This is a genomic window from Ruegeria sp. BJ6, assembly GCF_056537885.1.
Genome location: NZ_JBQFSG010000003.1, coordinates 110,649 through 126,115, shown reverse-complemented (window position 1 = coordinate 126,115; position 15,467 = coordinate 110,649). Strand labels below are relative to the sequence as shown.

Here is a 15,467-nt window from a genome sequence, read left to right as displayed (position 1 = left end):
GATGTGACATGGAACGCACCATTCGAAGACGCACCGCCCGGCGTGTGCCAAGCACGCCAAAGCCCGCAATCATCGCAGGTGTACGGCGCGAAATTCCGCCCTATGACATGCTGAGCGAAGAAGGGCTGGAGCTTATCGAGGTCAGATCCGAGCAGCTATTGCGTGATGTCGGTGTCCGATTCATCGACGACCCCGAGGCGCTGCGACTTTGGCGCGAAGCCGGGGCGGATGTTCAGGGGGATAGGGTACAATTCCCGCCGGGCCTTATACAGAGTCTTCTGAAGACGGCCCCGCGGACATTCCGTCAGCACGCCCGCAATCCGGACCGCACGGTGGATCTGGGCGGGAGCAACCTGGTGTTTGGTCCTGCCTATGGCATGCCCTTTGTCAGTGACCTTGATCGGGGGCGCCGGTACGGCACCATTGCCGATTTTCAGGACCTGACAAAGCTGGTTTACATGTCCCCATGGCTGCACCATTCCGGCGGGACCACCTGCGAACCCACCGATCTGCCGGTGAACAAACGCCATCTGGACATGGTTTTTGCCCATCTGAAATACAGCGACAAGCCGTTCATGGGGTCAGTCACAGCACCCGAACGAGCAGAAGACAGTATTGAGATGGCGCGCATTGCATTCGGACGCGAATTCACCGACCAGAACTGTGTGATCATGGCGAACATCAACATGAATTCACCTTTGATGTTCGATTATGCGATGTCGGGCGCCATTCGAACTTATGCCGCCGCCAATCAATGCCCCGTCATCGTTCCATTTGTGCTGGGTGGTGCGACAGCGCCGGTATCGATGATTGCAGCAGTCACTCAGGCCTATTCCGAAGTGCTTGTCGGATGCGCACTTGCACAATTGGTCCGCCCGGGGGCGCCTGTAGTTTTCGGCAATTTCGTCACCTCGGTGGATCTGAAATCCGGGTCGCCGTCATTTGGCACCCCGGAATCGGCGCTTGCGTCTTATGTGGCCGGACAACTTGCCAGACGTGTTGGCCTGCCCATCCGCTGTTCGGGCGCGTTTACCAGCTCGAAGCTGCCGGACGCGCAATCCATGATGGAAAGCGTAACTGCCCTTCATGCCGCCGTTCTGAGCGGTGCGAACTTTGTTTTGCAATCCGCGGGCTGGCTGGAGGGCGCCCTGACCATCTCATACGAAAAGCTGGTCATGGATGCGGATTATCTGGGCGCGATGCACCGATTTGTGGCCGGGCTGCCGCTGAATGACGAAGCCTTTGCGATGGACGCCTTTACCGAGGTCGGGCCGGGCGGGCATTTCTTTGGCTGCGCCCATACGCTCAGGAACTACGAAACCGCGTTCTACAACGCCGAACTATCCGACACGCAGCCCTTTGAAACATGGTCCGAGCGTGGTGGCGCGGATATGGCAGTCCGCGCCAATGCCAAGTGGAAAAAGCAGCTTTCGGATTATGAGGCACCGCCTCTGGACGAGGCGGTCGAAGAGGCTTTGCAGGACTTCATGGCGCGCAAGAAATCAAGCTTGCCGGACATCTGGCACTAGCTTGATCCTACCTGCGCCGTTTCAGAAATCCACGCCACGCTGGGCTTTGATCCCTGCTTGGAACGGATGCTTTTCCTCAGTCATCTCGGTGACAAGATCGGCATAGTCGCGCAACTCCTGCGGAGCGTCACGGCCGGTCAGGAACACGCTGGTCTTGTCGGACCGGGCCTGCAGACCCTCGAGAACATCAGCCACCGAAAGATATTCATAACGCAGGGCAATATTGATCTCGTCCAGCACCACCAGATCGTATTCGCCGCTTTCCATCAGCGCACGCGCCTTGCCAAAGGCAGCGGTGGCGGCGGCGATATCGCGTTCGCGATCCTGCGTGTCCCAGGTAAAACCCTCACCCATCGTGTGCCAGGTGACCAGATTGTGTTCTTCAAAAAACCGACGCTCGCCGGTTTTCCACTTGCCCTTGATGAACTGCACAACGGCGACTTTCTTGCCCCAACCCAGCGCCCGGATCACGACCCCGAACGCAGCCGAGGATTTGCCCTTGCCCTTGCCGGTGTTGATCAGGACCAGCCCACGTTCGGGATCAACCGCCTCGGACACTTTCTTGCGGTGCTGGGCCTGCACCTGCTGCATCTTTTCCTTGTGATCCTGCGCGTCGCTCATGGGGGAACCTCATTTCATTGTCAGGGCCAAACTAGGGGAAGTTTGGAAAAGGTAAAGGTCATGCTTTGGGGTCCGTGACCGATCGGGCCTTGCCACGTTCAAGCCCCAGCTGGCGTTCGCGCCAGATCACCAGAACGTTGCCAGCAATGACCAATGCCGCCCCAGACAACATCACCAACGTCGGCAACTCGTCAAACCAGATGTACCCGATGACAATGGCGAACAGCATGGTTGTATAATCATAGGGCGCCAGCATCGAGGCCTGACCAAACCGATAAGACGACGTGACAAGGATTTGCGCCACGCCCCCAATCAGACCCATTGCAATCAATATCGCTGCCTGTTCCCAGGTTGGCATGGTCCACCCAAAAAAGGCCGTCAGGGCGGACAGTACTGTCGCGGTCGCCGAGAAATAGAACACGATTGCTGCCGGATGATCGACCTGTACCAGTTGCCGAATGTGTATCTGCACAAAAGCGCGGGCGATTGTTGCACCCAGCACGCACAGGGCGCCGATGGTGGCGGCGGTCTCCATTCCGCCGCTGCCCAGCCGGGGCCACAACATGATCAAAACACCAAGTAACCCGATCCCTACAGCGCCGATGCGGATCATCCGGATACGTTCCCCCAGCATCAGCGCCGCCAGAATCAAGGTAAAGATCGGCGTCGCATACCCAATCGCGGTAACTTCGGGCAAAGGTAACAAGCTGAGCCCGGTAAAGGTCAGCCCCATCGCGGTTGTCCCAAGAACGCCGCGCCAGAAATGACCCGATGGCTTTTTCACAATGAACCCGTGCGCCAGTTCTCCGCGTGAAATCAACCAGATGACGATGACCGGGATTGCAAAAAGCGACCGGAAAAACACCATCTCGCCGGGCGGAAAGTCATCCGACAGAGCCTTGACCAGCGCTGACATCGCCGTGAACAGAAAAAGGGCGCTCAGTTTGAGCACCACGGCAAGAACGGGTCGATGCGATGTTAAGGATTTTGCCATCGGCGCGACCCTGCGCCTTTATGGGCTAAAGATCAACGCCCGGATGGGGCGCGATTAATCTGGTATCCAGTCCGGTGGCAGGTCGCTGCCGATTTCTTCGGCAAATTCTTCAAGAAACCGGATCATTCGCTGGATCCGGGCACCGGCCATCGCTTTTCCACCCTCGGTCAACATATCGTCAGGCAAGTTCAGCAATTTGACCTTCCAGTGATCGACCGAAAAGCGCAGATCATCCAGGGCGCGCGCGCTGGCGAACGGATCCGCGGGGTCATAAAGTTCCCGCCCCAGTGAACCGGAAACCGAAAAAGTGCGCGCAATACCGATTGCACCCAGCGCGTCCAGACGATCGGCATCGCGCAAAATGCGGGCTTCCTGTGTTTCAGGTGGGATTTGAGCCGAGAAACTATGGGCAGCGATAGCGTGCTGCGTGGCCTGAATTTCCGTCCTCGAATAGCCGATTTCCTTAAGCACAGGCTCTGATTGTTCAGCGGACAGGCGCGACGCAAGGTGACGGTCAGGCGCGTTTTTGGGCAGGTTGACCAGATCGTGCAGATAACAGGCAGCAAGCAGAACGCGCATATCGGTTTGCTCGTCCGCGATAGCACGGGCGTTAACCCAGACACGATCCAGATGCGCAAGATCATGCGCCGGGTCCGTCGCCATGCGGGACGCGGCGATGCTACGAAATTGGTTGCGAAGATCAGCCAATTTGACCACGGTTTTTGCCGATCTGGCCGCGATGCAGCAGCAGGTGGTCCAGAATAACGCAAGCCATCATGGCCTCGCCCACGGGCACCGCCCGGATACCGACGCAGGGATCGTGACGGCCCTTGGTAATGATCTCGGTCTCCTCACCGGACTTGGTGATTGTTTTTCGCGTCGTCAGGATCGAAGACGTTGGCTTTACAGCAAAACGTACAACGATATCTTGTCCTGTCGAGATGCCGCCGAGAATGCCGCCTGCGTGGTTCGAGCTGTATTGAGGACCATTCTGACCCATGAAAATCTCATCCGCATTGGCTTCGCCGGTAAGCTCGGCGGCGGCCATGCCTTCGCCAATCTCGACACCCTTGACGGCGTTGATCGACATCATCGCGGCGGCAAGATCAGTGTCTAACTTGGCATAAACCGGCGCGCCAAGCCCGGCAGGGACACCGCGCGCAACCACCTCGACTACCGCGCCGACCGAGTTGCCGGATTTGCGAAGCTCGTCCAGATAGTCCGCCCATTCTCCGGCCGCCTGCGCGTCGGGGGTCCAGAACGGGTTTTGTTCGATTTGTACCCAGTCAAAACGGTCTCTGTCTATTTTGTACGGACCCATTTGCACCATGTACCCGGTAATCTGGACATTCGGGGCTAGCTGTTTGATCGCCTCACGCGCCAGCCCACCGGCTGCCACCCGCGCAGCTGTTTCGCGGGCCGAGCTGCGACCGCCGCCGCGATAGTCGCGGATACCGTATTTTTGCCAATAGGTGATATCAGCGTGGCCCGGGCGGAACTTGTCCATGATGTCGCCGTAATCCTTGGACCGCTGATCGGTGTTTTCGATCATCAGCTGGACCGGGGTGCCCGTTGTTTGCCCTTCGAACACGCCCGACATTATTTTCACCGCGTCCGCTTCGCGCCGTTGCGTGGTAAACTTGTTCTGGCCGGGCTTACGCTTGTCCAGCCAGTGCTGGATCATCGCTTCGTCAATCTGCACGCCCGGCGGGCAACCATCGACAGTCGCGCCCAGCGCCGGACCGTGGCTTTCGCCCCAGGTGGTGACGCGGAAAAGATGGCCAAAGCTGTTCATCGACATGGGCGTGCTCCTTTGAACGATGTGATTAGCGGGGAGTGTCCTTGGCCTCAAGCGGATTTGCGTATGCGAGGGCAAAGGAGGGGGCGTTGCCCCCTCTTGAGCCGGTGGCTCAAATCACAGCCACCGGATATGAAACAAAATGTAGCGGTCAGGCCGCGTTATCGAGTTTCTGGCGTGTTTGGGTTATCTGCAGGGCAGCCTGCGCGGCTTCGCGGCCTTTCTGGACGAAATGCGCGCGGTAGATCGCGTTGTGATGATCGGTTTCCTGATACTGATGGGGTGTCAGCGATACGGACAGAACTGGTACGCCGGTATCGAGACCCGCGCGCATCAGTCCGTCGACGACGGCCTGCGCCACGAAATCATGCCGATAGATACCCCCGTCCACGACGAAGGCTGCACAGGCAATTGCAGCGTATTTGCCGGTCTGGGCCAGATCGCGGGCCAGCAGCGGCATTTCGAAGGCGCCAGGTGCATCGAAAACATCGACCTTATCGGCGGGGATCAATTCGAGGAATCCATCCAGCGCGCGGTCGACGATATCGGAATGCCAGTTGGCTTTGACGAATGCATAGCGGGTGTGTGTCATTGTGATCTCCTTTCGTAACAGACACGTCACCCAAGGCGATCACGAGCAGCCGCGCCGGATCGCGGCGTGGCCTGCACGTTCTCTTTCATCCGGACTGTAACCGTCGGCTCTGGCATCTCACCAGATCTGCTGACACTTCCGTTGCCAGAAGCCGCTCGCGGGCTTGCAGAGATAATCCGCATACCGCCGGTGGGGAATTCCACCCCGCCCTGAGAACGGTGCAAGCTTGCCAAATGGAGGGCTGCATCTGCAAGAGCAAATGAACAAGGGCAGAGGGGCAGAGTACGCTCCGCCTCGGTTTTTTCGGGAAGAACAAGCGCGCAAAAATGAATTTGGCCCCCGAAAGCCCCGGATCATGAGCGCTTTAAGGCGCGACTGACATTAAAGCCGTCAACGGGCTTTCACTGTCCCATCCCAATCGACGTGGGCAGAAGCAAACATCACCCGCTGGCCAGCAGCAGGTTCCGCCCCAATCTAGCCATGTCGGGCGGCCACCGTTTTCAATTGTGAAAACCCATACAGCGCCTCGAACCCTTTTTCCCGCCCGTGGCCCGATTTGCCAACGCCACCAAATGGCAATTCCACGCCGCCACCGGCGCCATAATTGTTGATAAAGACCTGACCCGCGCGCAGGTGCTTGGCCAGACGCATCTGCCGGGCGCCGTCCCGCGTCCAAATACTGGCGACCAGCCCATACTCTGTCCCGTTGGCGATTTTTTTGGCCTCGTCTTCGGTGTCGAACGGGATCAGCACCTGAACCGGTCCAAAGATCTCATCCCGTGCCAGAACGTGATCCGGCGGTACGTCGGCAAACAGCGTTGGGCGCACATAGGCCCCGGTTTCAGGCGCATGGTCGACCACCCGGCCCTGCGCGGCGGTGTTCAGATCGCTGCCCTTGGCCAGAAACCCGCTGACGATCTCTTTCTGCCGGGCCGAGATTAAAGGCCCAACCCGCAAATCCAATTGTGCGGGTCCGACGGTAAGGTCTGAATACGCCTCGGCCATTCTGGCCCTAACCTGATCGTATACACCGCGCTGAACCAGAATTCGGGACGAGGCCGAGCAGGTTTGACCGGCATTCTGTATGCCCGCATTGACAAGAAACGGCAGCGCCTCATCCAGATCGGCGTCGTCAAAGACCAGTTGCGGGGACTTGCCACCCAGTTCCAGCGTCACCGGGACTACGTTTTTTCCTGCTGCCTGCTGGACCAGAGCGCCCGTGGCAACCGATCCGGTGAATGAGATGTGGTCGACCCCCGGATGGCCGGACAGGGCCGCGCCCGCCTCGGCCCCCAATCCGGGTACGACGTTCAAGGCCCCGGTTGGCAGCCCCGCCTCAACCGCGAGATGGGCAAAGGCGAGCGCGGTAAGGCAAGCCTCCTCTGCCGGTTTCAGTACACAGGCGTTACCCATCGCCAAGGCGGCCCCGACTGAGCGCCCGATGATCTGCATCGGATAATTCCACGGCACGATATGCCCCGTGACCCCATGCGGTTCGCGCAGCGTATAAACGGTATAGCCATCCAGATAGGGGATGGTTTCGCCCATCACCTTGTCCGCAGCCCCCCCGTAGAACTCGCAATATCGCGCCAGAGCCACGGCATCCGCGCGTGCCTGTGTCAGGGGTTTGCCCACATCCATCGCTTCGAGCGCGGCAAGCTCATCGACCCGTTCCAGCACCAGCTGCCCCAATCGGGCAAGGATGCGGCCCCGTTCCAATGCCGTCGAACGGCCCCACTCCCCCTCCATCGCAAGGCGCGCTGCCTGAACGGCCTGATCTACCTCGGCAGGACTGCCGCGCGCGATGCGGCAGATTTCAGATCCATCGGAAGGGTTTGTCAGGACAAGGGTTTCACCGGAAGATGCCGGCATCCACTGGCCACCAATCAGACAATGGCCGGGATCAAACCATATGGGGTTGCTCATTGGTGCCTCCTTTACAAAATCAGGCTCTGAATAAGGGTAAATCCATGTATCACGCCGCACCCCTTGCAAAGTTCGGCAGGGTCGGCGCCGCTGCGATCAGTTTTTGGGTGTAGCTGTGCTGGGGATCGGCAAACACCTGCTCGGTCTCCCCCTGCTCGACGATCTGGCCCGCCTGCATCACCATCACCCGGTCAGTGATTGTGCGCACCACGCTCAAGTCGTGGCTGATGAACAGGTAGGTCAGATCATAGGTTGCGCACAGTTCGGCCAGCAGATCGAGAACCTGAGCCCTGACCGAGACGTCGAGGGCCGATACAGCCTCGTCAAACAGGATAAGTTCCGGCCGGATGATCAGGGCGCGGGCAATTGCAATCCGCTGGCGTTGCCCACCCGAGAATTCGTGGATGTACTTGCCAGCATCATCGGGACCAAGACCGACTGCGGTCAGCATCTCGGCAATCCGATCCTGACGCTCTGATCCGGTCGGGGGTGTTTCCAACAGGTGGAACGGCTCGGTAATCAGTCGCGCAACGCGATGGCGAGGATTGAAACTGCCGAACGGGTCCTGAAACACAACCTGCATTTTGCGGCGCACCGCCAGATTGGGCTTGTGGCCGGTGAAAACCGGCTGACCGTCCAGCAGGATTTCCCCCGACTGAACCTCCTCCAGCCCCAAAATGGCCCGTGTCAGAGTCGATTTCCCGCACCCGGACTCACCCACCAGCCCCAACCGCTCACCCTTGTTCAGCGCAAAGCTGACGTGATCGACAGCACGATGATGCCCCGGGGATTCATACAGACGTTTGCGTGGCAGGCGATAGTCGCGCACAACGTCAGACACCACCAGCAGCGGGTCAGGTTCGGGCGGGTCAGGCAAGGCGACCTGATGATCCGAAGCCTCGAACAACATACGGGTGTAGGGATGCCGCATATTGCGCAACAGATGGCCGGTTTCCCCGGCCTCGACCACCTGACCGTGACGCATCACGACGATCCGGTCGGCCATGTCGGCCACCACCGCCAGATCATGCGTGATCATCAGCAGGCCCATACCATATTCACTGACCAGCCCCTTGAGCAGGTCCAGTATCTGCGCCTGAGTCGTCACGTCCAGCGCCGTCGTTGGCTCATCCGCGATCAGCAGTTTCGGGCGAAGAGCGATGGCCATCGCGATCACCACCCGCTGCCTTTGACCCCCGGACAGTTCATGCGGATAGCGGGACAGGGGAAACCTGTCAGGGGGCAGGCCTACCCGGATCAGCACCTCTTGCGCACGATCCCGCGCCTTGTCCGGTGGCATAGCCTTGTGGATCAGGATGGTCTCCATCACCTGATCGCCAATCGTCTTGACCGGGTTGAGCGCGGTCATCGGCTCCTGAAACACCATTCCGATCGAGGCACCGCGCAGGCGGCACATGTAATCTTCGGAACCATTCAGCAGCTCGTGCCCCTCAAGCAGAACCGACCCAATGCTCTGCGCCCCGCCAGGCAGCAATTGCATGATCGCCAGCGCCGTCATCGACTTGCCCGAGCCGCTTTCCCCGGTGACTGCAACAATCTCGCCCGGTGCAATGGACAGGCTGACGTCCCGCAGGATTTCGGTCGCGTTGATCGACAGCGTTAGGTTTTCTATCTGCAACAGGGTCATGCGCGCGCCACCCTGATCCGTGGGTCCAGCCAATCGCGCAGGCCGTCGCCCATCAGGTTCAGGCCCAGCACCGTCAGTATGATGGCTAGTCCCGGAATCAGAGCCAAATGCGGGGCAATACTGACCATAGTCTGCGCATCGGCCAGCATTCGACCCCAGCTGGGCGTGGGCGGCTGTGCCCCCAGGCCGACATAGGACAGGCCCGCCTCGGCCAGGATACCCAGCGAAAATTGAATGGTGCCTTGCACAATCAGCAGGTTGGCCACGTTGGGCAGAATGTGCTCGGCAGAAATGCGCGCCGCGCCCTTGCCAGCGACGCGGGCGGCAAGGATGAACTCCCGCTCCCACAGCGACAGGGCTGCACCGCGCGTGATGCGCGCAAAGACGGGGATATTGAAGATACCGATGGCGATGATGGCGTTGATTGCCCCTGCCCCGAAGACGGCAGTGATCAGGATGGCGATGACCAGCGACGGGAACGCAAAGACCAGATCGTTGCCCCGCATGATCAGCTCATCCAGCCACGACCCTTTGCGCGCCGCTGCTGTCAGACCAAGGGGTACACCCAGCGCCATTCCGATGCCCACAGCCACCAGCGCCACCGCGATCGAGGTGCGCGCGCCGACCATAATCATCGAGAATATGTCGCGCCCGAAATGATCCGTACCAAACCAGTGCTGCGCGTTGGGGGGTTGCAGCTTGGCCGGGATATCCAGCGCCGCGTAGTCGTACGGCGTCCAGACAAACGAGATCAGCGCGGCCAGCAGCACGAGCGAAGACAATATCGCGCCAAGGATCAGGTTTCGGCTCATGTCCTGCTCCTTAGTCTGGGGTCAACGGCGGCATAGGCCAGGTCCACCACGAAGTTCACGGTAATGACCGCAAAGACCAGCAGCATGACAACGGATTCCACCACGATGAGGTCTCGGGAGGAAATGGATTGAAAGACCAGCCTTCCCAGACCCGGAAGATAGAAGACCTGTTCGATGATGATCGACCCGGCCAGCAGGAAGGAAAACTGCAACCCGATGATCGTCAGCACCGGGATCAGCGCATTGCGCACCCCATGCCGCCACAGCGCCTGACGGCGGCTGAGGCCTTTGGCGCGTGCAGTGCGCATGAAATCCTCGCCCAGAATATCCAACAGGGCCGAGCGCATAACGCGCGCCAGAATGGCTGCCTGCGGTAGCGCAAGGGCGATTGCGGGCAGTGTCAGCGAATGCAGCCCAGCCCACAGCCCTTTGTCCCAGCCAGCAAAGCCACCGGCATTGAACCAACGCAGATTAATGGCGAAAATCAGCACCAGCATCATGGCGAACCAGAAATTCGGTACTGCAATCCCCAACTGTGTGGTCCCCATGACAGCCAGATCGCCGGGTTTGCCCCGACGCGCTGCGGCATAAATTCCTGCCGGAAAGGCGATCAGCGTGGACAGGGCCAGTGCATAAAGCGCCAAAGGTAATGAGACCCACAACCTGTCCGCAATCATGCCTGAAACCGGTGTACGATAGGTGTAGGAGGTACCGAAATCCCCGCTAAGCATCCCGCCGATCCAATCGAAGTACCGCTGGGTTTTGGGGACATCCAGTCCAAGCTCGGCCCTGAGTGCGGCCAGCGTGTCGGGCTGCGCATTGACACCCAGCATGAACGACGCCGGATCGCCCGGTGCCACCTCGATCACCGCAAAGATGACGATCGAAGCCACAGCCAGACTAAGGGCCAGCGAAAACAGCCGTTTGAGCGCATAACGAAGCATCAGCGCCACGTTAGGGGTGGTTCGGGCCCGGGTCTAGCACCTAAGGCACCAACAAATAGGCAAAAACCGCGTAACCGACGATTGCTGCATATCCTAAAGGGTAGATCCACTTGATCGCGTAATTGTCGAGTTTTCTGGCCAATGCTTCGCGACCGGTTGTTTTGATTTTCCGCAGGGCAACATTGAAAACAATGATCGCCCCGGTCATCACGAACATGCATTGCAGGATGAAGTCGAGAAACGTCAGGTACCCCAGCTTTGGCAGATCGGCTGAAATCGCCCAGTTGAAGGCGACAAATACCAGCAGGTTGCCACCTGCAATCTCGATCCGCCTGCGATATTCATCCAGAAAGAACAGTGCCCAGCCAACCGTGATCAGGACCAGCATCGGCAGGAATACCCGGATCACGTAATAGGTCAGATGCCGTTTGCCTTCGAAGACCAGTTCAACCTGATCGCTGTCGCGTCCTGAGAAACCCGTGACCGTGGATTGGAGAATTCGCGCGTTATCGAGTATCCATTCCTCTTCGCCCAGCAGGTCGCCGAGGCCGGAAAATTCGTCCATGGGGAAATAGGTCACAAAGTCAGACGGAAACACCGACACCACCTCAAAGTGGAACTCCTGCGTATCGAACGGGTATTTGAGGAAATTAAAGTGAGGCGCCTGAAGGGTCAGAGACGATTTTTCCACATACAGAACCCGCCCGTCATGGCGCAGTGCGGCGGCGGCTTCGTGAATCCAGCGATTGGATTGCTGGTTATGAATGACAAAAGCCGGAACAATAGTGCCTATTTCACCAGCATGCTTGAGCAGTGTCGACGGATCAAGGACCCGGATATCGCGCCCCAGCACCTCGGGATCAAAGGCCAGCGCCGGGTCAATCCATTCGAACCGCAAGACAACAACTGCGCCATAGTTTTCAGCCTTCTGATCAACGCTGGTGATCTGGTCGATCTTGATTCCAACGCCAACTTCCAGAGGGTTTTCGGGCGTTCCCACCAGATCGCCCAACTGGCCGCTGAACAGTTCCTGCGCATCAAGGGATGCCCCGGATAGCACCAGCGCAGTTACCAATGCCGTCAGATGCAAAGCCGCCGAATTTATGAAACGAAAAATCCACATAGTTAATAAACAATAAGGGGCCTCAGGATGAGGCCCCGGAAAGGGTCATTATTCAGACCAGGTGATAGCCGTAAGGTCGTTGGCAGCGGTCGGAGCGTTTACCCACAACCCCTGAACGCCCGCTTTGGCAACGCTCAGCGCGGCCAACTGGAACAGGTAACCATTGACGAAATCCTCGGCGATGATCCGCTGCGCGTCACCCAGCAGTTTGTCCCGTTCCGCAGGGTCGGTCGTGGAGTTCAGCGTCTCCATCAGCTGCTGGAAGTCGGGATTGTCGTACTGAAAGTAGTAGTCCGGCCGCGCGTAAATGCCGATATCCATCGGTTCGGTATGGCTGACGATAGTCAGGCCAAAATCCTTGCCCTTGAATACACTTTCAAGCCATTGCGCCCATTCGACATTGATGATTTCGGCCTTGATGCCGACCTCGGCCAGTTGTGCGGCAATGATCTCGCCCCCGCGGCGCGCGTAGGATGGCGGCGGCAGGTGCAGGGTGGTTTCAAACCCATCCGAAAACCCGGCTTCTGCCAGCAGCGCCTTGGCCTTTTCCGGGTCATGGGCCGAATTTCCGGTCAAATCGACATAGGCCGGATGATGGGGCGCAAAATGAGTGCCGATGGGCGTACCATACCCAAACATAGCCCCGTCGATGATGGCCTGACGGTCGATGGCATGGGCAATCGCCTGTCGCACGCGGACGTCATCAAACGGAGGCTGCTTGTTGTTGGTGGACAGGATCGTTTCGCCCTCGGTCGATCCGACCAGAACCTGAAACCTTGGGTCAGCCTCGAATTGCGGCAGGTTCTCGGGTGCCGGGAAGCCTGAGAACACGTCAACATCTTCGGCCATGACTGCGGCAAAGGCTGCGGTCGGGTCCGAGATGAACTTGAACGTTGCCTGCTCCAGCGCGGGCTGTTCCCCCCAATAATCCGGATTACGCTTCAGCACGATCTTGTCGCCCTGAACCCATTCGCCGAACTTGTAGGCGCCGGTTCCGACCGGGTTGGTTTTGATGTCTTCGATACTTTCCGACGCAACGATTACGGCATCACCCCATGCCATGTTGAACAGGAAATTCCCGTTCGGCTCACTCAGCGTCACCTTGACCGTCAGCGGGTCCACGACCTCGACACTTTCGATTCCGTCAAACAACGCTTTTTGCGCGTTGGCGCTGTCTTCGGCGCGGGCTCGATCCAGACTGAATTTGACGTCCTCGGCATCCATGGCCGAACCGTCATGAAAGGTCACCCCGTCATGCAGTTTGAAGGTATAGACCTTGCCGTCGTCCGAAATTTCCCAGCTTTCCGCCAGCCCCGGTACGATCGATCCATCGCCCATGAAACGGGTCAGTCCTTCGAAAACGTTGGTGTAAACGACCGAATCAATCGCCTGCGCCGCGGCACTGGTCGGGTCCAGATGCGGCGGCTCGAGCTGCATGGCGATCGTGATGTCCGACTTTGCCAGCGCCTGTGTAGCCAACAGGCTTGCACCGACCGCCAAGGCCGAGGCGAAGGTGCGAAAGAGCGGCTGTCCCATAAATTTATCTCCCCTGAATAACCGGTTGGCCCTTTTCGTAGGGCGACCAATACCACCACAGTGTTCCTGCAAACTTTGGGTCAATCAAGGGAATGTTCGCGCAACCGGGGTTTCTCTGCAGGCGCACTCTCTGCTATGCCGCACTGCAATATGAACGCCGCAGGAGTGAGCATGAGCGCCACCGCCCGCAAGAAAGCCCCGAACGCCGAGGATATTCGCGCCCGAAAAGGGGGCGATCCTCTGGTCAGCCTGACCGCTTACACAACACCAATGGCAAGGCTGATGGACGCCCATTGCGATTTCGTCCTGGTGGGCGACAGTGTGGGTATGGTGCTGCACGGGCTGACCTCGACCCTTGGTGTGACCATGGAAATGATGATCCTGCACGGGCAGGCCGTGGCGCGTGGTCTGGACAAGGCAATGATGGTCATCGACATGCCCTTTGCCAGCTATGAACACGACGCGGCGCAGGCATTCAGAAACGCCGCCAGGCTGATGGCCGAAACCGGCGCGGGCGCCGTCAAGCTGGAAGGCGGGGTCGAGATGGCCGAGACGATCCGGTTTCTCGTGAAACGTGGAATCCCGGTGATGGCGCATATCGGGCTGACGCCTCAATCGATCAATACGCTGGGTGGCTACAAGGTTCAGGGCCGTGATGAGCAGGCCGAGGCAGTGCTGGCAGATGCCCGCGCCGTGGCAGATGCAGGCGCGTTTTCCGTCGTGTTAGAGAAGATTCCGCAGAGGTTGGCCGACAGAATTACAGCCGAAATACCTGTTCCGACCATTGGCATCGGCGCATCTGCGGGCTGCGACGGGCAGATACTGGTGGTCGATGACATGCTGGGTTTTTTCACCGCCTTCAAACCGAAGTTCGTCAAACGTTATGCAGATCTCGGTCCGCAGGCCGAAGCAGCAATCGCCGAATACGCCGCCGAGGTGCGCGCGCGCTCGTTTCCTGCAGACGAGCATGTCTTTGCGGATCAGGTGCCGCAGAAGGGACCAAAGTCATGACCGCCATGATCCTGCGCCGCCTCACCGACCTGCGTACACAGGTAAGGGAGTGGAAACGCAACGGCGAGGAAATAGGCATTGTGCCGACCATGGGCGCGCTGCATCAGGGCCATTTGTCACTGGTCGAGGCCGCCAAAGCCGGATGCGACAGGGTCATCGTGACCATTTTCGTGAACCCCAAGCAGTTCAACAACCCCGAAGATCTGGCCAAGTACCCGCGCACCGAGAATGAAGATGCCGCCAAACTGGTCCCCTATGGTGTTGACGCAATCTATGTTCCGGACCCGGATCAGATTTATCCTACCGGCTTTGCCACAACGGTGGCGGTTGCCGGTCTGACGGATGTGATGGAGGGCGAGTTCCGCCCCGGCCACTTTGACGGAGTGGCCACTGTGGTTGCCAAACTGTTCCTGCAGACGCAGGCAGACAGAGCCTATTTCGGTGAAAAGGACTTTCAGCAACTGATGGTCGTTCGCCGCATGGCCCGCGATCTGGACATTCCTATTGAGGTCATAGGCTGCCCCACCGTGCGCGAAGCTTCGGGTCTTGCCATGTCGTCGCGCAATCTGCGCCTGTCACCCGAAGGGCTGGATATCGCTGCGCAAAAAAGCACCATCATGCGACGGCTGAGCGAATCTTTGTCTCAGGGGCATCCCTTTGACGCGCTGGAAAATCAGGCAAAGGTGGATTTGCTGTCGGCCGGGTTTTCGCAAGTCGAATATGTCGAGCTGCGCTGTGCCGAATCGCTTGAACCACTGACGCATGCATCCCGTCCGGCCCGCCTGTTCGTCGCCGCGTGGGCGGACGGCGTGCGACTGATCGACAATTTCGAAGTTGCCAAAGCCTGATCAGGCGGCGACGGCGCAAGATCTCTGAGACATCGTCTCCTTTGTGGGTTGGCTCCGAAAGGAACCAGCTCTCGGACCCTTGGTG

Annotated in this window: 14 protein-coding genes and 1 riboswitch; of the genes, 3 read left to right on the top strand and 11 right to left on the bottom strand. The window is 58.9% G+C overall.

The window, feature by feature from the left end:
- Positions 1 to 8 precede the first annotated feature (8 nt).
- Positions 9 to 1,529 carry a trimethylamine methyltransferase family protein gene (locus ACR0D6_RS09485; protein ID WP_480765331.1) on the top strand — a complete coding sequence of 507 codons (1,521 nt, stop codon included), beginning with the start codon at positions 9 to 11 and terminating at the stop codon, positions 1,527 to 1,529.
- Between the two features lie 21 nt (positions 1,530 to 1,550).
- Here the strand turns inward: ACR0D6_RS09485 and cobO are convergent, their stop codons facing one another.
- The 11 genes from cobO to ACR0D6_RS09430 all read right to left on the bottom strand — a co-directional run bounded on the left by cobO (position 1,551) and on the right by ACR0D6_RS09430 (position 13,523).
- Positions 1,551 to 2,150, bottom strand: a complete 600-nt coding sequence (gene cobO / locus ACR0D6_RS09480) for a cob(I)yrinic acid a,c-diamide adenosyltransferase (protein WP_170653641.1) — start codon at positions 2,148 to 2,150, stop codon at positions 1,551 to 1,553.
- 58 nt (positions 2,151 to 2,208) lie between these two features.
- Positions 2,209 to 3,144 (bottom strand): DMT family transporter, encoded by a 936-nt coding sequence (locus ACR0D6_RS09475; protein ID WP_170653639.1) that lies wholly within the window; start codon positions 3,142 to 3,144, stop codon positions 2,209 to 2,211.
- Positions 3,145 to 3,198: 54 nt separating this feature from the next.
- Complete coding sequence (locus ACR0D6_RS09470) at positions 3,199 to 3,807, bottom strand: HD domain-containing protein (RefSeq protein ID WP_480765330.1); 609 nt, start codon at positions 3,805 to 3,807, stop codon at positions 3,199 to 3,201.
- A gap of 37 nt (positions 3,808 to 3,844) precedes the next feature.
- The gene (gene aroC, locus ACR0D6_RS09465; protein ID WP_170653635.1) at positions 3,845 to 4,945 is read right to left on the bottom strand and encodes a chorismate synthase; all 1,101 of its coding nucleotides are present in this window, start codon (positions 4,943 to 4,945) and stop codon (positions 3,845 to 3,847) included.
- Between the two features lie 148 nt (positions 4,946 to 5,093).
- Positions 5,094 to 5,534: a 6,7-dimethyl-8-ribityllumazine synthase gene (locus ACR0D6_RS09460; RefSeq protein ID WP_480765329.1), complete on the bottom strand. Its 441-nt coding sequence runs from the start codon at positions 5,532 to 5,534 to the stop codon at positions 5,094 to 5,096.
- Between the two features lie 73 nt (positions 5,535 to 5,607).
- Positions 5,608 to 5,755: riboswitch (FMN riboswitch) on the bottom strand.
- A 253-nt stretch (positions 5,756 to 6,008) separates the two neighbouring features.
- Entirely contained in the window at positions 6,009 to 7,460 is a 1,452-nt protein-coding gene (locus tag ACR0D6_RS09455; RefSeq protein ID WP_480765328.1) for an aldehyde dehydrogenase family protein, read from the bottom strand.
- A 49-nt stretch (positions 7,461 to 7,509) separates the two neighbouring features.
- A complete protein-coding gene (locus tag ACR0D6_RS09450) occupies positions 7,510 to 9,108 on the bottom strand; it encodes an ABC transporter ATP-binding protein (RefSeq protein WP_480765471.1) in 1,599 nt (532 codons plus the stop codon).
- Positions 9,105 to 9,920 carry an ABC transporter permease gene (locus ACR0D6_RS09445; RefSeq protein ID WP_480728270.1) on the bottom strand — a complete coding sequence of 272 codons (816 nt, stop codon included), beginning with the start codon at positions 9,918 to 9,920 and terminating at the stop codon, positions 9,105 to 9,107. Before ACR0D6_RS09445 ends, ACR0D6_RS09450 begins: the two co-directional genes overlap by 4 nt.
- The gene (locus ACR0D6_RS09440) at positions 9,917 to 10,864 is read right to left on the bottom strand and encodes an ABC transporter permease (protein WP_170653624.1); all 948 of its coding nucleotides are present in this window, start codon (positions 10,862 to 10,864) and stop codon (positions 9,917 to 9,919) included. The genes ACR0D6_RS09445 and ACR0D6_RS09440 overlap by 4 nt, the downstream gene beginning before the upstream one ends.
- Positions 10,865 to 10,904: 40 nt before the next feature.
- Entirely contained in the window at positions 10,905 to 11,987 is a 1,083-nt protein-coding gene (locus tag ACR0D6_RS09435; RefSeq protein WP_480765327.1) for a ligand-gated ion channel, read from the bottom strand.
- A 48-nt stretch (positions 11,988 to 12,035) separates the two neighbouring features.
- Positions 12,036 to 13,523: an ABC transporter substrate-binding protein gene (locus ACR0D6_RS09430; protein ID WP_480765326.1), complete on the bottom strand. Its 1,488-nt coding sequence runs from the start codon at positions 13,521 to 13,523 to the stop codon at positions 12,036 to 12,038.
- Between the two features lie 171 nt (positions 13,524 to 13,694).
- Here ACR0D6_RS09430 and panB point away from each other — a divergent pair, with 171 nt between their 5' ends.
- Positions 13,695 to 14,534 carry a 3-methyl-2-oxobutanoate hydroxymethyltransferase gene (gene panB / locus ACR0D6_RS09425; RefSeq protein ID WP_480765325.1) on the top strand — a complete coding sequence of 280 codons (840 nt, stop codon included), beginning with the start codon at positions 13,695 to 13,697 and terminating at the stop codon, positions 14,532 to 14,534.
- Positions 14,531 to 15,382: a pantoate--beta-alanine ligase gene (gene panC, locus ACR0D6_RS09420; protein ID WP_480765324.1), complete on the top strand. Its 852-nt coding sequence runs from the start codon at positions 14,531 to 14,533 to the stop codon at positions 15,380 to 15,382. Before panB ends, panC begins: the two co-directional genes overlap by 4 nt.
- Positions 15,383 to 15,467: the final 85 nt, after the last annotated feature.